Genomic DNA, 19,819 nt, shown 5'->3' with positions numbered 1-19,819 from the left:
AACATGCAGCAACCATAGGAAAACCGATGAGCATCACGATTCGCCAGGCACGCCCGGAAGACGCAACGGCAATATACGCCATGATCTATGAACTGGCGGTGTACGAAAAAGCCCCGCAGCAGGTGGTCACCACGCCGGAGGAGATCCGCGCAACGCTGTTTGGTGCAGGCAGTAACACCGAAGCGTTGATCGCTGAAAGTGAGGGTAAAACCATAGGCTATGCCGTTTTCTTTACCAGTTATTCCACATGGCTCGGACGTAACGGTATTTATATGGAGGATTTGTACGTTTCCCCTGATTATCGCGCTAAAGGCGCGGGAAGAGCCTTGCTGAAAAAGATTGCGCAATGTGCAGTGCAACGGCAGTGCGGCCGCCTGGAATGGAGCGTGCTGGACTGGAACCAGCCCGCCATTGATTTTTACCTGAGCATTGGCGCGTTGCCGCAGTCTGAATGGGTACGCTATCGCCTTGATGGCGACGCGTTGCTGAAATTTGCCGAATAACCACGCCGTCATAGTAATAAAACCCCGACAACCGGGGTTTTGCATTGCCACCGTTATCCCGCCGCTGCGTTATTGCCGCGCTCACTTCAAACCGCCATTTTAACTGTCCCCTGACATTCGTCCCCTCGGTGGTTATCAGGATACCGCCCCTGCAAAACAGCGCGTTGCCGGCGCATCACTCCACCTCGGAGTCAAATATCAGGGTAACCACGCCCCGCCATGCCGACCCCGGCGTTTGTACCATCTGCTCCACCCCCGCTCTCTTCACCTGAAAATCCAGCGTCGAGCGGCGGTTAAAGATTGGCACCTGCGGCGGATTGATTTTTTGTCCGTTACGGTTGGTCGTAAGCAACTGCCTGGATACCGGGCCGCCGTCGCTGCTAAAGCCCGGCAGGCTTATCAACACCTCCACCGGTACGGTGTCGTCAGTCAGGGTACTCTTCAGCCCGCAGGTTGGCCCCTGCTGATGTTCACACAGCATCGTTACCTTAAAGCCGGTGGATGAAGATAGCATAAACGGCACCTGTTTCTGCAGCTGATCGGGGATGCGCCCGCCATTAATCCACTGACTCCAGCCCCCTTTTGCCGCCAGTTTGACCCGCTCGCTACCTGGCGGGAAACGAAGTTCAAATACGTGTTCCACCGTCGCCTTGATAACAATGCGGATCACTTCCTCGCCGTTGTAATCATCCGCTCCCAAGCCGATGTAGCCGGGGGCATTCATCACGTCGCCGACGCGGTATTCAATCACCCCTTCATACTCGCCGGCCCTGATGCCCATCGGTGACGGCGTGGTCAAGGTATAACCGATGCTCAGATTGTCAATCTTGACCGTACCCTGATAGCTATGGTTGCTGTTCAGCATCCTGTAGCAAACGATCAGGCGCTCAGGCACCCCCCAACCGTGATTATATATGCTGGCATGTCCTGACCCTATCCGGCCTGAACAGCCGCCCTCAGGATAAACGCCGGTACCCGACATTGCAGCAGACAAGTCTCCATCCTGGGCGTTGATTCTGCTATGCCTGACGCCAAAGAATGCCCAGCGGAAGTCCGCCGTCATCTGGTTGGCCGGATTATTGACGTCGGTCAGGGTTACCGGCTTGGTCGTCCCATCCAGGGAGATAAAGGTATGTCTGTTGAGATCCCCGGAGCTGCTGTCGAACTGCTTATAGGCGGTAAAGCCGGGCACCAGAACGCTGAACTCACCGTCATGACAATATGCCGAGAACGAACCACAAAATCCCGACACCGGCGTGGTGTTCTCAAACTGATTGTGGGTCGGCCGCGTGGCGTCGGCTTTAAACAGGGTGGTGATCACCACCTCCGCCGCCAGGGCGGACTGTGCCAGTAGTAATGCCGCCGGCAGCGCCAGGGCGCTCAGCGAACGCGTTAAGTTAAACTTCTTCATGAATAGTGACTCCGGAATCTCGGTGGTTGCTTTTTGCTGCGCAAAAGTTGTGTCATCAGCCGTCCTGCAGAGTGGAACGGGTGTTGCTGTCTGCCAGCGGCAGCCCGTCGCAGGTCAGGTTGCCGGCAAAAATCATGTCTTCCTGCTTCTGGCTGCCGGGGTTCAGGCGGATTTCGCACTGCGCGCCGGAAGGGTGTTCCACGGTGACCACCGGATTTTTCTCATGCAGTTCCAGCGTAAACACTCCGTCGGACTCGGTGACCGTGCGTCCGGCGTGGTTGATCACCTGCGCGCCCCCCAGCGCCAGCCCCTCTCGGTTCACCAGCCGGCCCATCACCGTGACGGTCTTCATCACCCGGACCTGATGGGTGCTGACGCCGCCGCGGATGTGGTGATAGTCGAGGTATTCAGGCTGAATTTTCAGCGCCGGTGCCTCGGTGCCCGGGAAGTCGAGCTGCACCGTGCCGGGTTTCCAGGCTTCCACTGGGATGAAGTTGCGTCCCGGCTTCAGCGTGATGCCCCCCGACTGATGCAGGGCCACCAGTTCGGCGCTGTCGTCATCGGAAACTACATCGACAATCATGCCGCCGCCCTGATGATGAGCCACCTGCTGCGTCATCACCGCCTTGCCCTTCCCGAAGGCCAGCGTGCTACCGGTGTTGAGGCCGCCCGAAAGCCCGCCGTCAACGCTGGATCGTTGCCCCCAGAAGCTCCCTTCGGCTACCGACGTATTGAAGCTGTTATAGGTGCTGAGGCTGGCGCCGTGGCGGTCGGCGGTCAGGGTGCCGCTGGTTTCTCGGATAATGCTGTTGTCTCCCCACTGCTGGCTGACCGACGCCGAAGCGTATAGGTCACGGGTGCCGGTGGTATCCGTCCGGCTACCGACGCTGACGCTACCGCTGCGCCCTTCGCCGCCGAGCGGGAAGCTCAGGCTGAGGCTAACGCCACGATTACGCAGGGCGCTGCTGTCCTGATAGGGGCGATCAAACCCCGACAGCCGCCAGTTCACCGAAGTGCCCGCCACGCGGGTCCGCGAACTGTAGCCCACATCTACGCCCGGCCCGCGCCCCCGGCTATGGTGGGTGATCCGGGCGTTGACGTTGTTCTCGCTGTTAAAGCGCCAGGTTGCCGACAGCACGCTGTTGTACTCGGCCTGCGGCGAGGAGGTACGCTGCGCACCAAACCCTTCCGCAGGGCGGAACCAGCTGCGGCTGTGTCCGAACGCCACGTTGCCGCGGTGGTGGCTAAGCACCGCCTGGGAATCGAAACCGTAGCCGGTGGCCGAACTGTTCCACAGGTTGCCGTAAAACTGCAGCGCGTCCGCCGGTTGAAAATCCAGCGAGCTGCCAATCTGCGTCTCCTTGCCGATTTTCTGCCACGCCAAACCGAGGGTAGCGCGGGGATGCAGTAAATAATTGAGGCTGGCACCGGCTGCCGGCTCGCCGGTGCCTAGGGTGCTGTCGCTGTTGAACAGCGTGCGCTGCTGGCCGGCAAACAGGTTGTAGCGCAAACGCTGCCCGGTATTACGCCAACGCATCGGCTTGTTGATGGTTTCCGTCACCCGGCTACTTTCACGACCATCTTCAAGTACGCGGATTTCAACGTCGTAAATGCCCGCCGGCAAAACCGTGGTATCCAGCATCTGCATGCCAGGTGCGACCGGTTGCGCGTTAATCAGGGAACCATCGCGATAAACTTCGGCCACCCCCTCGCGGTTGGCGGTGACGTAAACCGGATACAGGCTGGCGAATCCCGCGTCTTTCAACAGCGTCTCGCTGCTCCCCACCATGGCACCCACCAGGGTACTGACGCCACCGCCGCGTGAGTATGGCTGATGCAGCAGCCCTTGGCTGTCAGGGGTAAACAGACCGGCGCGGACAAAATGCTGCTGAAACTCACGTTGGGAGTACAGCGACGTCACCGCGTGGCGGGTCTCGTTAGCTGACCCGCTGCTGCGGTCCAGTTGGTACTGGCTGACGGTGGTCCAGCTCCCGGTCGCGGCTTCGGCACCGCCGGTCCAGCCCAGCGCCGTCTGCTGGCGGCTGCCGCTGATGCTCAACTGGTTGTTCAGCAACAGCCCCGAACTGCCCGATTCAGGCAGGCTGAACCAGCGATCCGCCGCGCCGCTTTCCGACGCCGGCGTGATAAGGACCAGCCTGGCATCGCTGAGGTTATAATCAACGGCCATCAGGCCATGCGGGCAACGGCCATCACACTGGCCGAGCGGCAGCGCTGACGAGAAGGCTTGCAACCAGCGCTGGCGCTCTGACTCGGGGTACGAGCTCTCTGCCGGATCGGTAAACTGTATAATCTGCGCCCGATCATCTTCCGTCAGCACTATCATTGCATCACCCAATACCTTGCCATCGAGGACTACCCGGGCGGATATCGGGGCATTAAAAAAGTGCTCACGGAATTCTGCTGGCATGTCTGCCGCCTGACTGGCAAGAGACTGGGACGCCTGAGCTACAGCGGAAAGGCTCAGGGTAATGGCGAATGCAATTGCGGTGACAAGTTGGAGAAATGGCATGACTAACTCATTACTCTCTGAATTGGGGCAAAAAAAGGGAGAGGTTGCCCTCTCCCGAAGCAGTGAAACGGCAATAACGGCTTATGGGGTTACTACCGGGACCGTATCGAAGATCATGGTGACCGGGCCCATGTAAGTGCCTGCCGCCGGACGTGCACTGAGGGTGCTGCTCTGGCTGATCGCCATGGTAGCGGTCTGCTCGGTTGCCGCCGCCGTGGAGTTATACAGCTCAACTGCGGTTGCCGAAGTCACCGGCAGCGTCTTACCCGCCAGGCTGACCGTAAGAGGAATGGCGTCGTTGCCTGCGCCCGAGGTCAGGGTCGGAGCACCGTTGAGGTATGCCTTGATGCCGCCGGCGGTATTTTTCATCTTCAGCTGCTTGCCCGGATCGGCTTCAACTACCGACATGCTCGGCTCATCCCAGCGCATTTTCTGCGACTGTGCATCCCAACCGTTGACCGGGGTAACGTAGAAACTGTTGTCAGGGATCACCGCTTCCACGGTAAAGTCCACCTGCGGCGTAGCCGCATTGGCAGCAAAGCCGCAGGCCAACAGGGAAGCCGCCAGGCCGATTTTTTTCAGGTTCATCATTTTGAATTTCTCCAGGTTATTTAATTGTCCGGGCAGTAACATTACTTACCGGTATTCAGGTTTTTTTTCTGACCGCCTTCGATCAGGGTGTATTGCCAGACTCGGTCTGGCGCGGCAGTACGTTTGAGCGTTTTGCCGGGTCTTAACTGGACAATCACGCCGCTGTCGCAGTTTTTTAACGCTTTGTCGCAGGACTTCAGTCCGTCAATCACCACGGAGGCATTACCGTGGTTAACAATGTTCAACTGGTTCCCCCCACCGCTGATGCGCGAGTCAAAGCGCGCGTTGTCCGGATGGACGGTGACGATGGTGCCGAATCCAGACATCACCGTGACGCCTGCATTGATTTCGTCCTGGTATTGCTTTGCATCCGCGCTGCTGATGCCGAACTCTTTGCTGCTGTCGGGCACCACCGGGATGTAGCGCACGCGGTAATAACGCTCTTTCTCCCGCGAACCGGTAAACACCAGACGGTTGGTCTGCATACCGCCAGCGGGAATAATCAACCGGGGCGGCGTGGAGAGCAGGCCGGTGCCTTTTCCGCTAACCATGGCGTCGGCGTCCAGGTTTTTCTCTACCGTCTCACCTTTGTTATCGAACAAAATTTCATAAATATTGATGCGTACGAAGGCCGTGGCGTCGCCAGTGTTATGAATACGCTTGGCCAGCGTGCTTTTACCGCTTTGCATATATTCATTCAGGGAACCAACGTTAATAACCGGGCCAGCCAGCGCCGGCAGCGCCACCATTAATGCGGCAGCGGTGAAAATACCTTTAAACATATAACTCTCTTAATCAAACCATTAAGCAATATCGGCGTACACCTGATTTAAAAACCCCATACACCCAAGTGCAATGGCTTTTTAAATAGGGTTCGCGGAGTGCGACCTGAAATATCATTGTTTGGGCAGATGCCCGTAGCGTTTTAAAAGCTCCATCTGATTGCTGACACCCAGTTTTTTCATTGCTGCCTGTTTGTGACTGCTAATCGTTTTGATGCTGCGCTTCTTTTGCACTGCAATTTCTGACACCGTCAGACCATTCATGTAATTAAAAATGACCGCGTGCTCGGCCTGGGTTAATAGCAAAATTGCTTTTTCCTCAACCGTAAGGCGCCGCTGTGTATCCAGCGAGACGATTTTTTGGTAATACTGATCAATATGTGATTCCAGCCAGTACCCTCCCCGCCTGACTTTATCCACGGCATCAATAAAGCAGGACAGAGGAGCGCAGCGCCATATATAAGCCTTCGCGCCTGACAGCATATATTCCACGACTTCGGCAGCATCGTTACCAGAAGAGGTAATAATAACCGACACGCCTGCATACTGCGAAATACGGGCAACCGAGAAACACACCATTTGCTGACACGAGAAAAAGTCGGCATCGATAACCACTACGCTGATATTTTCACGTTCAACAAAACCCTTATCAACCGCGCTCTCATTTTTAAACAAGTGCACCTGATTAAACCTGCGAGTCTCCAACAAGGTCGAATAGAAACCCTTGCTCATTATCTCGCATGACGAGACAACGGCGACACCGCTACTTTGTGTCAGGCGGCGCATAAAGCGCTGAGCCAGAGAATGTGCACTCACAATGCCTTCCTGTTATTTAATAATTTTCACCACGTTCTATAACCTGAACCGTAGTCAACCTGCTATTTATTCAGGTGGTGAAGCACGCTTGATTACATCCACTTTTATTATCGCCGCCATGGTAATCAAAGGGTATCCGTGACTTGCGATGGGTGCATTTGAACACCGGAACACTCTTAGCTCAACACCCTAAGCCAAAATGGAACGCAAATGTAACCGTTACAAAATATTTACATAAAAAACAACAAGTTAAATCGTTATTTTTGCGTTACTTTAAGGAAGATCCGCTTTTGATAGCCGCAATACCAGCGCCGAACCTGCGGTTAAAGGATGTATTTCGGATTAGACACGGATTATAATGATGACTTTCGCATGTAAGGAAAACGCATGGACATTCTTTTTTATTACCAGGTTGGGGTACTGAAAAACGGTACACGCTCGCTTGAGCTGAGTAAGCAAAACAAGCTCGGGCTGGCGCTCTTTTGCAAAAAAGAAGGGCTACTGGTGACAAAGGAGGAGTTCGTGCAGGAGTGCTGGGAAAGCAAGGGCGTTATTGTCTCCGATAACACCGTAAGACAGACCTTATTCCGACTGCGTTCCGCACTGGCTGACATTGGCGCACCGGAAGATACGCTTATTACCCAGGGGCGAAATGGCTATGTGCTTAAGCCAGGGGTTATTAAGGTTATTGACAGTGATAATGTTTATGATGCGGCGATTAATACCAACGCCGAGCCACATCATGTTTCCGTCAAACCATCCGCAACGGCAGACGAGGCGACAACGGCGCCAGAAAAAAGTCAACGATGGCCGGTGTCCGGTCAATATGCATTATTAGCACTGGCAGTAATGCTATTGTTTTGTGGCGGAGTTTTTTTGCGATATCTCTTTTTCACCCACGAGCTTTCCTTTACCCACTATAAAGATGAAGGTGGCCGAGCATTTTTCTTCTCTGACAATATACGCAAAGATAAAAATAAAGAGGATTCGGTGCGCAGGATTATCTACTGGTTAGACAAGAACAATCGCAAACCCGCCGACGGACCGCTGATCTATGTGAGTGCAGACTGGCGAGACACGCTTTCATTCCTTTCCTGTAAAAAAGACATTACTTCGCCATCGGGTGATTGCCTGACCATCAATGTGATTGGAGGTAATAAAAAATGAAATGGCTGCTTCTTGCCTGCCCAATTTCTCTGTTTGCAGGATGGTTGGCATTTCCGCTGGTGGCCCAATTTTATGTCGGTGAATGTACCACGCGGTCGTTATTAATTTATGATGAGCCCCATAAGACCGTCATCAGCGACGCCATATGGGATACGCTGCGTGGTGGCAAGCAACATTATTACACCAGCAAATTACGCCTGATACCGGATAACGGCCCGGTGGAAAACTATTATATTGAGAGAACGCTCAAGACGTCGGTTAACTATCATATGGATTCAGCGGAGATAACCAGCGTGGCGGCGTTCAGGATAGCAGGACCTGATACCTCGGATCCGCACGTTGGGCGTTATATTGATCCCCTCTCGGAACAGGGTTTCACCGCAAGGGTGTATTTCTTCCGCGTGGGAGAACGTATTCTGTCTGGATTTCGCGACCGGCCCTTGGTGTCTTGTCAGAAAAGGTAAAGCAATGACGTTGGTTCGCCTCCTTGAACCGCTGTTATCGCGGAGCTGAGCATTATCTCTACCTCTGGGGCGTGGGAAACGCCCCTCTGTCCGGCCTTGCTGCAGATGTTCTGCTCCCCCTCTTTCACAAGCTGCGCCAGCCCGCCCCGTCAAGGCCCATTTTTATATACAGTCCCGTCGGGTTGACGGCCGCAGCGCCGCTGACCGGAAGCGCGATGGCCTCCCTGCCCTTGACGAAGCACATCTCCCCCCTGCGCCCGATATGAACCCTGTCACAAAACGCGCATTACTTTTTTTGCTGCCGATGCCACAGGTTGTAGCGAACAAGTTGGTTAATAGCCCGTTACAACCTATCGCATCTAATTGTTAAATTTTATTCATGCGTGATACGCATCAATCCATGAGTTTATTGCGCTTATCTGGTTTATTTTCCTGATCCAGTCTGCAGCAACGGGCGCGGTAAAAACGCCAATGACCAACTGGAGATAACGATGCATTCCTCTAAGCTACCCATGACAACTCGGGCAAAAACCAGCGCGATACTGCGTGTAACCTCGGGCAATTTCCTCGAGCAATTTGATTTTTTCCTGTTCGGATTTTATGCCACCTACATCGCCCATACCTTCTTCCCTGCCAGCAGTGAGTTTGCCTCGCTGATGATGACCTTCGCGGTGTTTGGCGCGGGCTTTCTGATGCGACCGTTCGGCGCTATCGTACTGGGTGCATACATTGATAAAGTCGGCAGACGTAAAGGGCTGATTGTCACCCTGTCGATCATGGCCGCCGGGACCTTCCTGATTGTCCTTATTCCCTCCTATCAAACCATTGGCCTCTGGGCGCCGTTGCTGGTGCTGGCGGGGCGTTTATTACAAGGTTTCTCGGCGGGCGCAGAGCTGGGCGGCGTGTCCGTTTATCTGGCCGAAATTGCTACCCCGGGCCGTAAGGGTTTTTATACCAGCTGGCAGTCTGGTAGCCAGCAAGTGGCCATTATGGTGGCGGCAGCCATGGGCTTCGCCCTGAACGCCGCGTTGGAAGAAAGCGCCATTCGCGACTGGGGCTGGCGGCTGCCTTTCCTGTTCGGCTGTCTGATTGTGCCCTTCATCTTTTTCCTGCGCCGCAAACTGCAAGAAACCGAGGCGTTCACCGCCCGCCGCAACCATCTGGCAATGCGCGAGGTGTTTAAAACCCTGTTAGCGAACTGGCAGGTGGTTATCGCCGGCATGTTGATGGTCGCCATGACCACCACCGCGTTTTATCTGATCACCGTCTATGCCCCGACCTTCGGCAAGAAAGTGCTGATGCTCAGCGCCTCGGACAGTCTGCTGGTCACCTTGCTGGTGGCGATATCCAATTTCCTCTGGCTGCCGGTAGGCGGCGCCCTGTCAGACCGTTTTGGCCGCAAACCGGTGTTGGTTACCATGGCGCTGCTGGCACTGGTCACCGCCTATCCGGCGCTGAGCCTGCTTGCTGAAGCCCCCAGCTTTTCCATGATGCTGACGGTGCTACTGTGGCTGTCCTTCCTTTACGGCCTCTACAATGGCGCCATGATCCCGGCGTTAACCGAGATCATGCCGATGGAGGTGCGGGTCGCCGGCTTCTCGTTGGCCTACAGTCTGGCAACCGCTGTTTTTGGCGGCTTTACGCCGGTTATTTCTACCGCCCTGATCGAGTACACCGGCGACAAAGCCTCGCCCGGCTACTGGATGAGCTTTGCCGCGGTATGTGCATTATTGGCAACGCTTTATTTATACCGTCGCAACAGCTTATCGCTGCAAACCGCCGCTTGAATCAGGGATTACACCATGCAAAACATTTATCGTTCACTGCTCGCCATACTGCTATTTTCGGCTGTCAGCACCCCGGTGCTGGCCAAAGAAGTGACCGTCATGATTTCAGGTGGCTTTAAAGCCGCACTGGAAAAACTGGCACCGCAATTTACCGCCAATAGCGGCGACACTGTCGTTTTGGTGTCTGGTCCCTCCATGGGTAACACCCCTCAGGCGATCCCGGCACGCCTGGCGCGCGGAGAACAGGCCGACGTGGTGATTATGGTCGGTGATGCGCTGAACAACCTGGATCAGGGTAACTGGCTGCAGCCGGGTTCGCGTGTCGAAATAGCCGACTCGCCGATTGGTATGGTGGTCAGGCAAGGTGAGCCCAAGCCCGATATCAAACGGGCGGCAGATCTGCGCAGCACCCTGTTGCATGCCACATCCGTGGCTTATTCGGACAGCGCCAGCGGCCGCTATGTCAGCGGCCAGCTGTTCAAAAAACTGTCTATCGAAGCGCAGATGAAAGAGAAGGCGCATAAGGTTGAACGCATTCCGGTGGCATCCGAAGTGGCAAAAGGGAAATATGCGCTAGGTTTCCAGCAGGTGAGCGAACTGCTTCCGGTGCCGGGCGTCACCTTTATTGGCGAACTGCCGGAAGAACTGCAGCACATTACCCGCTTTGCCGGCGCGATCACCGCCAACGCACAGCACCGTCAGGCAGGCAAAGCGCTGCTGGATTTCCTCTCTTCCGCCGAAGTGCAAAACACCATTCGCGCCACCGGCATGAGATCGGTGCAGGCCGAACGACCGGTTAAACCGCGTGATACTGTTCAGTGATCAAGGTTTCCAACTCACCAGCCAGGTAAGACTGCATGCGTCCGCTGCGCCTGATCAGGCCCACCGTGCGCTTCACCACCGGATCGGTCAGCGGCAGGTGAGTCAATACCGAATGTGCTGAGCTCGGCATCGACATAGCGGGCACGGCGGCAATGCCGACGCCCGCTTCAACCATGCCCAGCAGGGTCGTCACATGGCGGGTTTCGCAGAGGCTGGGACGCTCGGGAATAATGTGTCCCAGCATCTGATCGAGCAGATGGCGGTTACCGGAGGTCTGATCCAGCCCCACGTAATCCTGCTGATAAAACTCGCGCCAACTGAGGCTTTTTTTACGGGCGAGAGGATGATCGCGCCGGCAGGCAGCCACGTAGACATCCCCCACCAACGGTACAAATTCGATATTGGGTTGCAGGTTTCTCGCAAAACAGATGCCGAAGTCAGCCTGACCACTGGCAACCGCTTCAATGACATTCCCTGCACTGCTATCAATAAGCTTGACCCGCACCCGTGGATAGCGGGCCTGGAAACGGCGGATCACGTCAGGCATGAAATAGTAGGCTGCCGAGGGCACCGTGGCGACGGTGACCAGCCCCATGCGGTCCTGACTCACCTTATTGATATCCGCCAACACCGACTCAACGTTGGCCAATAGCTGGTCCGAACGTTCGGCAAAGGTCTGGCCATACAGCGTCAGCGTGACGCGCCGGGTGGTTCTGTCGAACAACTTGATACCCAGCGCGGATTCAAGCTTTTCTATTCTGCGGCTCAATGCTGACTGTGACAGGCAGATGGACTCCGCGGCAAGCCGAAAATTGCCGTATTCAACCAGCGCACGGAAGGCATAGAGATCGTTAAGATCAAAATTCACGGGCATAGCAACAGACGATCCTTTTTCAGTGGCAGCAAGGGGTTAAGGGAAAGATGATAGCCGCATCTTGCTCAACCGCCATCTTTTAGGCGCTGTCCCGATCCAAAAGCGCCGTGCCGTAAGAATTATCAACGGTGCAAAGCCAGCGGCCGTCGTCTTCCTGCCGAAAAACATAGGTTGCCCGCCGGGTTATCTCAACCATCACGCCCTGTTGATCGGGAAAGCGCAGCAGGGTTTCCATGATAACCAGCGCATTTCTGCCACCTTCAACGATCTGCATTTCCCCCTGCTCCACCACCAGCCGATGCTGAAAGTAATCGGAAATGGCGATAAAGGCGTTGCGGATATTGTCTTTTCCCATGGCGATGGTGCCTGGCTTCACCACCAGAGCGGCATCGGGTGCATAGTGCTCCATCAGCGCGTCAAAATTCCTGGCTGAAATAGCGCTGTCGCAGAACGCAATGATCTGCCGAATCGGATGCGAATTCATCTAGCTGCTCCTGTAAGGGTGTTCAGTTATATGTACCATAACCTCGCTTGGCGTCCGCTATTTATCAAGGCAAGACGTCATTTTCATCAGAGTGAAGCCGTATGCCGCAGACCCGCGGCGCTGCCTGGCGATCATCGCTCAACGTTCGACGTCGCGGCCAGCGCCCGACGCAGGCTGTCCAGCGCTGGCGAACGCGCATCGGCGCGCCAGATAAAATGCGTGGTTGCCGATCCGGCGGCAACCAGAGTGACCCCAGCGGGCAGTTGCAGCAACTCGAGCACGCTTGCGGGTAACAGGCACAGGTAGTTGCCGGCGGCGACGCAGGCGAGCATCGCATGGTAAGAGCCGACCTCCTGCACCGCCGGTTGCTGGTTCGCAGGCAGTCGACGCGCCATCAGGCCAATGGCAAGCTCGCGGTAGCGACACCCCTGCCTGAATGCGGCAAGTTTGAGCGCACCGGCGTCATTGCCGCTTTTTGCCTGGTCAAACCCCACCGGCAGCACCAGGGTCATTTGCTCGACAAATAAGGGTAGAGAGGATAAACCGTCGGGACATATAACGTTACCGTCACGGCCTTCAGGCAGCGCGACCAGCGCACAATCCAGTTGCGCGTTATACACTTTTTCCGTCAGTTGTCGCGTCGGCAAGGTGGCCAAGGTCAACCGCACCTGCGGGCAAGCCTGGCGAAAATGACTCAACGGCATGGACAGCCGGCTGGCGGCGGCACATTCCATCGCGCCCAGCGCCAGCGTGCCGCTTGGCTGCTGAGGGTGCAAAGACTGGCGCGCCTCCTGCGCCAGACTGAGAATGCGCTGCGCATAGCCGAGGAACTTGCGCCCCTGCGACGTCAGAGCCAAACGTCTGTTTTCGCGAGAAAAAAGCTGAACACCCAGTTCCTGTTCAAGCTGTTGGATGCGCGTCGTAATGTTGGATTGCACCCGTCCCAGGCGCGTAGCCGCTTTGATGATGCTGAGCTCCTCGGCGACCACCGTGAAGATTTCCAGTGAAGTATGGTTCATCTTTCATTCTCATTTTGAAAACGACATTGATTTTTACGTCTCTGCACGAGATTTTATAGTTGACCTTACATGACGCTCAAGCAGGTATAAACACCATGAAAACCGCTTTGTGTACCGCTGTTAACCTACAGTACCCGCTGGTACAGGCGCCGATGGCCGGCGTGTCTACCCCTGAACTCGCTGCTGCCGTCAGCAACGCCGGGGCGCTTGGTTCGATCAGCGTCGGGGCTTCAACGCCAGAACAGGCGGAGGCAATGATAGCCAAGACCCAGTCGCTGACCTCTCGCCCGATCAATGTCAATGTGTTCTGCCACCCGCCGGTGCAACGCGATCAACGGCTTGAACTGGCCTGGATACGGCGATTCGAGACGCTGTTCGACCAGTACGCGGCAACGCCTCCCGCACAACTGAGCGAAATCTACCAAACGTTTCATGACAACCCGCCGATGCTGGAGGTCTTGTTGGCACGCCGGCCCAGCGTGGTGAGTTTTCATTTCGGCATTCCGTCGGCCGCCGTTATCGACCAGCTAAAAGCGCGCGGCATCGTCACCTTTGCCACCGCAACCAGCCCGGACGAAGCACGTCAGATAGCCGCGAGCGACATTGATTTTATTGTGGCGCAGGGCATCGAGGCCGGCGGCCATCGCGGCCAGCTTGACCCACGGCAGGATGACGGTCAGCTAAGTACCTTTACGCTATTGCAGGCCATCAAGGCGGTCACGCCGGTGCCGGTTATTGCCGCCGGCGGCGTGATGGATGGCGCGGGCATTGCCGCGATGCGCCGTCTGGGCGCGACCGGCGTGCAAATGGGGACGGCGTTTATTCTGTGTCCGGAATCTGCCGCCAATCAGGCCTATCGCCACGCATTGAAGAGCCCGCAGGCGGCCACCACGGTGATGACGTCGGCGATTTCCGGCCGACCGGCCAGGTGTATCGACAATGCCTTTTGTCAGTTTACCCGCCGTATCGCCGAGGACGCCATTCCCCCCTATCCGCTGACCTATGCGCTCGGTAAAGCGCTCGCCGTTGCGGCAGCGGCGAAAGGCGAACACGGTTTTGGCGCCCAGTGGGCCGGACAGGGAGTGTCGCTGATTCGGGAAATGCCCGCCGATAGACTGGTGCAGACGCTGGTGGAGGAATGGCAGGCGGTATAACGCCGTTTTCCGGCGGGGTTGGCGGGACCGGGGGCGCTGCTGCCCCCCGTAACCTTATTGCACCAATACCAGCGCGCGTTTTTCCTGACTGCGCTCGGCAACGATCGACAACAGCAGCTCCTTAACCGCCAGCGCCGGGGCAGACAGCGGTTGCTGGCTGGAGACGCACAGCGTCATCGGCACCGCCAGTGCAGGGCTGATGATGCGCGCCATCCAGGCCTTGGCTGGGCCGATCATCGCTCGCGCGGCCGATTCAGGCAAAATGGTGGCACCCAGACCGCCGGCAATCGCCGCACTGAGGGTGGATGGCGACTCAATCTCGCCAATCACGTTCGCCGCCAGTCGGCGCACCGCCATCGCTTCATCTACCTGATTACGCACCACGTCACCCTCGCGCGGCAAAAACAGGTTCAATCGTGATACGTCCATCAGGTCGACGCTGTTGCCGGGGCTTGGTACCGCCCGCGTTGCCACCAGATATAACTCTTCTTTCGCCAGCAGGGTGGCGGTCAGTCCCGGCGGCGTTTTAGCACCGTACAGCACCGCCATGTCCAGACGGTAATTCTCGATTTGGCCAGGCAGTTCGGCCCCTGCGTGTTCATGCAAACTCAGCAGAATGCCGGGATGCCGCTCGCGCACCGCCTGCAATAGCGGCAAGGCCAGCTGCGCCGCCGCGCTGCCGGACGCCAGTCCGACCGCAACCTGTCCGCTCATCGCCTGCCCTGCGCTGCACACCGCGCTTTGTGCCTGTTCGCACTGGCGTAAAATGGTCTGCGCATGGGCATAGAGAATATTGCCGGCTTCGGTCGGCATCACGCCGCGCTTGGAGCGAATCAGCAGCTGTTGATTGAGTTCGCCCTCCAGCGTCGCCAACTGCTGGCTGAGCGCTGGTTGAGCGATATGCAACACTTCTGCTGCCTGGGTCAGACTGCCGATATCGACAATTTTTACGAAATACTTGAGTCGTCTGAGATTCATGGTGCCCCCGTGATGCCGGTTAACAGCGAAATAAAAACCAAACATCAGGCAGCAAGATCCAGGCCATAATGTCACGAGAGCGCATTTGCCATGCTAAGGTGTGGATTAACAGGCTAAAAAACGCGGGTTCGCCCCGTTCGGTTAACCACTGCCCCCGCAAGGCGGCGCGATTTTGCACCACAATGGGGCGGTTGCCGTGCGCATTGCCCGCCACCATGCCACCAATTCATTCAATAATGCAGCAGTTTGCATACTCTTACAGCAAACGCACCAAAACGCGTTTTTTGATGCTTTACAAGCCCCTGGCACCCCGCTATGATTCGCCTCGTTCAAACGATTCCTCTGTAGTTCAGTCGGTAGAACGGCGGACTGTTAATCCGTATGTCACTGGTTCGAGTCCAGTCAGAGGAGCCAAATTTAGAGAAGCCCGCTTAAGGAAACTTAAGCGGGCTTTTTGCTTGCCGACGCCGGTATTAATCAGCCAGGTAAATAACACGCGCCGTGTATCAACAGCGAGGGGCCCCCTCGCTGTCTCGTCGCTAAGCGGCCATTGTGCCCGTGGTATTGACCGGCGGATTGGCGTTACTCAGCGCCAGGTTGAGCCACGGTCAGCGCATCGCCGATGGTGTAATAGTGGCCGCCGGCGATGTAATGCAGGCTGCGCAGCGCGGGATCGGCGGTTTCGAAATGCCAGTGCCCGTCGCTGAATATACGGGTATCCGACCAGGCGCCGACGATCTCGCCAATAAACAGATCGTGCGCCGCCTGATTGTGAGGTTCGGCTATCAGCCGACACGCCAGCCAGGCACTGCACCCCGCAACAAACGGCATATCATGGCCATCAATGTCTAACAGTTGCACCCCGCTGTTGGTCAGTTTTTGACTATCCGTCAACAGGCTGTGCGTGCCCAGATAGTGGGTTAATGGCAGCTGTGCCGCGGTGGGCACCTGGACCACAAAAGTGCCGCTGCGTTCGATTAGCTGGCGCGTTTTGGCTACCTTGTCCAACACCACGTTGAGCTTGGGCGGCGAAAAATCCATCGCACAGGCCCAGGCAACGGTCATGATATCGTCACAGTCGCCATCACGCGCCGAGACCAGAACCGTAGGGCCATGGTTAATCAAGCGGTAGGCTTTTTCCAGCGCCACCGGGGCGATATGGCTTTCCATAGGCATCTCAATTTCTCTCTTTAACTTGCTGACATGCGCCGTCCGGCTAACCGGTCAGCCCACTTTTCTTGCCACCGCCACATCTGCCACGGCCCGTTGACAGCACGCCGAGGCAAGAGCCGTTGCAATGATACGCAGATCAATGTGCCAGGCGACGCACCGCCTGTTCTACCGGGAGATCGCCCTGCGTCAACTCGATGATCACCCGGTTGACTTCGGGCTGTTCAATCAATGCGACCAGCGTCGCCGCTACGTCGTCCCGCGACACATCACCATAAGGGATGGCGACGTCGGCTCGAACCTTGCCGGTGCCCACGTCATCGCGCAACGTTCCCGGACGCAGAATGATCCAATCCAGCTCGCTTTCAACCAGTTGCACGTCTGCGCGTTTTTTTACTGCCATATAATGTTCGAACTGCTCGGAAGCCTTGCCACCGCGCAGCGCGTCGGGGAAAGCGGAAACCAGCAGGAAGCGGCGGATCCCGGCCAGTTTGGCGGCCGCAATCGCGGTGGTCAGTCCGTCACCGTCAATCGCCTGGGTCATTGCCGGGCCGCCCTTGCCGCCAGCGCCGGCAGTAAAAATGACCACCTCGCTGCCGGTCATTAACCTGGCTAGCGCGGGCGCATCCAGCGCCAACAGATTACCGGCAACGGGAATGGCGCCCAAGGCGCTGAGTTCACCGGCCTGTTCTGCATGGCGATGCAGCGCGTACGGCTGCAGGCCACGGCTGGCCAGACGCGGGATCAAACGGCGGCCGATCTTGCCGGCGGCCCCAATAATAAACACATGACTCATTTTCACTCCTTATATCGACTGCATAGCAGCATGGTGTCGCGGCGCGCCCCTCAACGGCAGACGTTACTGCCCTCAAACCGGCAAAGTGCGGGCATCAGGGCTGGTATGGCGATGATGCGGTGCCGGGGCACGCGGCGTTGAACAGGCCGAACGGTCAGGCGGCGGTATGGGTATGATAAATTTTGCTGACCACCCGCCACTGGCCTTCAACCTTCAGCAGGTTAAAGAAATCGGTAAAGCGGAAACCGGAAATGTCATCCGTATCGATCCGCGCGCTGGCGGCGGTTCCGACGATATCAATGTGCACGATGGCCGCTTTGGCTTCCGGCAAGGGGCGAAAGGCGCTATCAATGATGTCGAACAGGCCTTGAATCGGGCCGCCGGTCAATTTGTAGTCGTCATCCACGCCAAAGATAGTGGCACGCTCGCTGAATGCCGGTTTCATCAGCGTACTGGCCACCGGCATTGTATTGGTTTAGCACATCAACGATGGCGTTGTATTCCTGTACATAGGTGATATTGCTCATCTTGCCGTTCCTTATTTAACTGAGTGATGGTTCTAGGCAAATCCACGCCAGATTCAATAATTGCCGTTTGGCCAGTCGGTATACCCCTTGGCACCGCCGCCGTAATAGGCTTCGCGCGCAGCGATGGTCAGCTCTGCCCCCTTGCGCAGGCGTTCAACCAGATCAGGGTTGGAGATAAACAGCCGGCCAAAAGCCACCGCATCGATGATCCCTTCGGCCCGCCGGGCAATTGCCATTTCCAGGTCATAGTTATTGTTACCAATAAATGGCCCGTTGAACTGGCCGCTCAAGGCGTCCAGGTCGACGCCTGGCGGCACCGAGCGTGATGTCGCCGTCGCGCCCTCGACAAAGTGCAGATAGGCCAGATTGAGGGAGTTCAACTGCCCGATCAGATACCCGTAGGTCGCCATCACGTTGCTGTCTGGCGGCGTATTTCCGGCATCCGGCGTCACCGGCGAAAGTCGGATACCCACGCGATCGCTCCCCCAAACCCCGATCACCGCTTTCGTGACTTCCAGCGTCAGACGGCTACGGTTTTCAATCGAGCCGCCATAACCATCGCTGCGCTGATTGGTCGAATCACGCAGGAACTGATCGAGTAAGTAACTGTTTGCCGAGTGAACTTCCACACCGTCAAAACCGGCACGTTTGGCGTTTTCTGCTGCGCGCCGGTACTGTTCAATAATCCCGGGTATTTCATCCGTTTCGAGTGCGCGGGGCATCGAGACCGGCACAAACCCCTCAACGGTATAGGTATTGCCTTCGGCAATGATGACAGAAGGTGCTACTGGCGATGCTCCGCCGGGCTGCAACGCGGTGCTGGAAAAGCGCCCCACGTGCCACAGCTGGCTGACGATTTTGCCACCGGCGGCGTGTACCGCGTCGGTGACTTTTTTCCACCCGGCAACCTGCTCGTCATTCCAGATCCCCGGGGTAGCGGCATAGCCTCGCCCCTGCGGCGAAATATTGGTGGCTTCCGCCACAATCAGGCCGGCACCGGCACGCTGCGCGTAATAGGTGGCATGCAGTTGATGCGGAATACCGTCTTCGCCGTAACGGCTGCGGGTCACCGGTGCCATCACGATACGATTGGCAAGTTCAAGTGCGCCAAATGTGGTTGGAAAGAACAGATCGGTGCGAGTGCTGTTATCAGTCATGGTAAATCTCTTTTATAGTTGACCAGTCGTCTAGTAAGTAAGTAAAAAAATGCAGCTACCGTAGCAGCTGCCTATTGATGCCATCAGCGACGCTAGATCAGCCGTACCGTCATTGACATGGCGCTGGCAAAAGCATCGTCGGTTTTGTGCAACTTGCCCAGTAATGAAGCCCCCAGCCACAGTTGGTAAAGCGATTCCGCCAAGGTGCGCGGCGCCATGTCCGTGACGATCGATTTATCGCCCTGTCCGGCTTCGATAGCGGCGGCGATGCGATCGATAATGGCGACGGTGCCAGTTTGCAGCACTTGCCGCATCCCCTCGGACAGATCGCAAACTTCAGGGCCGAGTTTCACCACCAGGCATTTACCTTCCGGCAAATCTGTCCCCTGAGTATCAGACCAATATCGAAAATAGCCCAATAGCCGGTCACGCCCGGTGCCGGTTGCCGACAACAGACGATCGATGGTGGCTAAATATTCCCTGAAATATTCTTCGAGTAATGCCTGCCCGAAATCTTCCTTGGATTTGAAATAGTAGTAAAATGATCCTTTCGGCACGCCGGCCGAGGCCACCAGTTCGGCCAACCCTACGGCAGTGTAGCCTTTGGTCGTCATCAGGGTTCTGGCCACGTCCAGAATGTGTTGGCGTATTTCGCAAGCTGGTTTTTTCATAGTGCGCATAGCATAGTCAAAAAACTGACCGGTCGTCTAGTAATTTTGTCAGGCTATTCGTCCATCGGCTGGATGCGCAGAACCCAGCCTGGCTGTTGACCCGATGCTTAGTTGCA

At 56.5% G+C, this 19,819-nt stretch carries 20 protein-coding genes and 1 tRNA gene; 7 read left to right on the top strand and 14 right to left on the bottom strand.

The window, feature by feature from the left end; translation table 11 throughout:
* Nucleotides 1-26 precede the first annotated feature (26 nt).
* Nucleotides 27-503: a GNAT family N-acetyltransferase gene (locus ACCC84_RS08185; protein ID WP_004961152.1), complete on the top strand. Its 477-nt coding sequence runs from the start codon at nt 27-29 to the stop codon at nt 501-503.
* A 175-nt stretch (nt 504-678) separates the two neighbouring features.
* Here ACCC84_RS08185 and ACCC84_RS08180 read toward each other — a convergent pair whose 3' ends face one another.
* From ACCC84_RS08180 to ACCC84_RS08160, 5 genes are all read right to left on the bottom strand, one after another.
* Complete coding sequence (locus ACCC84_RS08180) at nt 679-1,914, bottom strand: hypothetical protein (RefSeq protein ID WP_273872273.1); 1,236 nt, start codon at nt 1,912-1,914, stop codon at nt 679-681.
* 55 nt (nt 1,915-1,969) lie between these two features.
* The gene (locus tag ACCC84_RS08175; protein WP_371901734.1) at nt 1,970-4,444 is read right to left on the bottom strand and encodes a CS1-pili formation C-terminal domain-containing protein; all 2,475 of its coding nucleotides are present in this window, start codon (nt 4,442-4,444) and stop codon (nt 1,970-1,972) included.
* Between the two features lie 81 nt (nt 4,445-4,525).
* Nucleotides 4,526-5,035, bottom strand: coding sequence for a CS1 type fimbrial major subunit (locus ACCC84_RS08170; RefSeq protein WP_273872270.1), 510 nt, complete (start codon nt 5,033-5,035; stop codon nt 4,526-4,528).
* A gap of 41 nt (nt 5,036-5,076) precedes the next feature.
* On the bottom strand, nt 5,077-5,817 hold the full coding sequence (locus ACCC84_RS08165) for a hypothetical protein (protein WP_004961144.1): 741 nt from the start codon (nt 5,815-5,817) through the stop codon (nt 5,077-5,079).
* Nucleotides 5,818-5,931: 114 nt separating this feature from the next.
* Nucleotides 5,932-6,633, bottom strand: coding sequence for a LuxR C-terminal-related transcriptional regulator (locus ACCC84_RS08160; RefSeq protein ID WP_371901733.1), 702 nt, complete (start codon nt 6,631-6,633; stop codon nt 5,932-5,934).
* Between the two features lie 387 nt (nt 6,634-7,020).
* On the opposite strand from ACCC84_RS08160, the gene ACCC84_RS08155 reads away from it, so the two are divergent.
* From ACCC84_RS08155 to ACCC84_RS08140, 4 genes are all read left to right on the top strand, one after another.
* Nucleotides 7,021-7,800, top strand: coding sequence for a winged helix-turn-helix domain-containing protein (locus ACCC84_RS08155; RefSeq protein ID WP_371901732.1), 780 nt, complete (start codon nt 7,021-7,023; stop codon nt 7,798-7,800).
* A complete protein-coding gene (locus tag ACCC84_RS08150; protein WP_371901731.1) occupies nt 7,797-8,264 on the top strand; it encodes a hypothetical protein in 468 nt (155 codons plus the stop codon). The genes ACCC84_RS08155 and ACCC84_RS08150 overlap by 4 nt, the downstream gene beginning before the upstream one ends.
* A gap of 491 nt (nt 8,265-8,755) precedes the next feature.
* Complete coding sequence (locus ACCC84_RS08145; RefSeq protein ID WP_039991929.1) at nt 8,756-10,051, top strand: MFS transporter; 1,296 nt, start codon at nt 8,756-8,758, stop codon at nt 10,049-10,051.
* 15 nt (nt 10,052-10,066) lie between these two features.
* A complete protein-coding gene (locus ACCC84_RS08140; protein WP_371901730.1) occupies nt 10,067-10,873 on the top strand; it encodes a substrate-binding domain-containing protein in 807 nt (268 codons plus the stop codon).
* Here ACCC84_RS08140 and psrA read toward each other — a convergent pair.
* The 3 genes from psrA to ACCC84_RS08125 form a co-directional block, all read right to left on the bottom strand.
* Nucleotides 10,848-11,747, bottom strand: coding sequence for an L-proline-binding transcription factor PsrA (gene psrA, locus ACCC84_RS08135; RefSeq protein ID WP_004961125.1), 900 nt, complete (start codon nt 11,745-11,747; stop codon nt 10,848-10,850). The two genes, ACCC84_RS08140 and psrA, sit on opposite strands and share 26 nt — an antisense overlap.
* A 79-nt stretch (nt 11,748-11,826) precedes the next feature.
* The gene (locus ACCC84_RS08130) at nt 11,827-12,231 is read right to left on the bottom strand and encodes a YybH family protein (protein WP_371901729.1); all 405 of its coding nucleotides are present in this window, start codon (nt 12,229-12,231) and stop codon (nt 11,827-11,829) included.
* 131 nt (nt 12,232-12,362) lie between these two features.
* Entirely contained in the window at nt 12,363-13,250 is an 888-nt protein-coding gene (locus ACCC84_RS08125) for a LysR family transcriptional regulator (RefSeq protein ID WP_198772983.1), read from the bottom strand.
* A 95-nt stretch (nt 13,251-13,345) separates the two neighbouring features.
* Here ACCC84_RS08125 and ACCC84_RS08120 point away from each other — a divergent pair, with 95 nt between their 5' ends.
* Nucleotides 13,346-14,404, top strand: coding sequence for an NAD(P)H-dependent flavin oxidoreductase (locus ACCC84_RS08120; RefSeq protein ID WP_004961120.1), 1,059 nt, complete (start codon nt 13,346-13,348; stop codon nt 14,402-14,404).
* A 54-nt stretch (nt 14,405-14,458) separates the two neighbouring features.
* Here the strand turns inward: ACCC84_RS08120 and nac are convergent, their stop codons facing one another.
* Nucleotides 14,459-15,382: a nitrogen assimilation transcriptional regulator NAC gene (nac, locus tag ACCC84_RS08115; RefSeq protein ID WP_039991928.1), complete on the bottom strand. Its 924-nt coding sequence runs from the start codon at nt 15,380-15,382 to the stop codon at nt 14,459-14,461.
* A gap of 338 nt (nt 15,383-15,720) precedes the next feature.
* Between nac and ACCC84_RS08110 the strand changes: the two genes are divergently transcribed.
* A tRNA-Asn gene (locus ACCC84_RS08110) sits at nt 15,721-15,796 on the top strand.
* A gap of 168 nt (nt 15,797-15,964) precedes the next feature.
* Here the strand turns inward: ACCC84_RS08110 and ACCC84_RS08105 are convergent.
* The 5 genes from ACCC84_RS08105 to ACCC84_RS08085 all read right to left on the bottom strand — a co-directional run bounded on the left by ACCC84_RS08105 (nt 15,965) and on the right by ACCC84_RS08085 (nt 19,703).
* Nucleotides 15,965-16,552 carry a flavin reductase family protein gene (locus ACCC84_RS08105; RefSeq protein WP_039991927.1) on the bottom strand — a complete coding sequence of 196 codons (588 nt, stop codon included), beginning with the start codon at nt 16,550-16,552 and terminating at the stop codon, nt 15,965-15,967.
* A gap of 139 nt (nt 16,553-16,691) precedes the next feature.
* The gene (locus ACCC84_RS08100; protein ID WP_273872200.1) at nt 16,692-17,348 is read right to left on the bottom strand and encodes an NAD(P)H-binding protein; all 657 of its coding nucleotides are present in this window, start codon (nt 17,346-17,348) and stop codon (nt 16,692-16,694) included.
* A 154-nt stretch (nt 17,349-17,502) separates the two neighbouring features.
* Nucleotides 17,503-17,793 (bottom strand): nuclear transport factor 2 family protein, encoded by a 291-nt coding sequence (locus ACCC84_RS08095; protein WP_233092249.1) that lies wholly within the window; start codon nt 17,791-17,793, stop codon nt 17,503-17,505.
* A gap of 135 nt (nt 17,794-17,928) precedes the next feature.
* Nucleotides 17,929-19,032 carry an alkene reductase gene (locus ACCC84_RS08090; RefSeq protein ID WP_371901728.1) on the bottom strand — a complete coding sequence of 368 codons (1,104 nt, stop codon included), beginning with the start codon at nt 19,030-19,032 and terminating at the stop codon, nt 17,929-17,931.
* Nucleotides 19,033-19,124: 92 nt separating this feature from the next.
* Nucleotides 19,125-19,703, bottom strand: coding sequence for a TetR/AcrR family transcriptional regulator (locus tag ACCC84_RS08085; RefSeq protein WP_039991926.1), 579 nt, complete (start codon nt 19,701-19,703; stop codon nt 19,125-19,127).
* Between the last annotated feature and the right edge of the window lie 116 nt (nt 19,704-19,819).

The organism is Serratia odorifera, assembly GCF_041448735.1.
Taxonomy (GTDB): domain Bacteria; phylum Pseudomonadota; class Gammaproteobacteria; order Enterobacterales; family Enterobacteriaceae; genus Serratia_F; species Serratia_F odorifera.
This window is presented reverse-complemented; position numbering and strand designations above follow the sequence as displayed.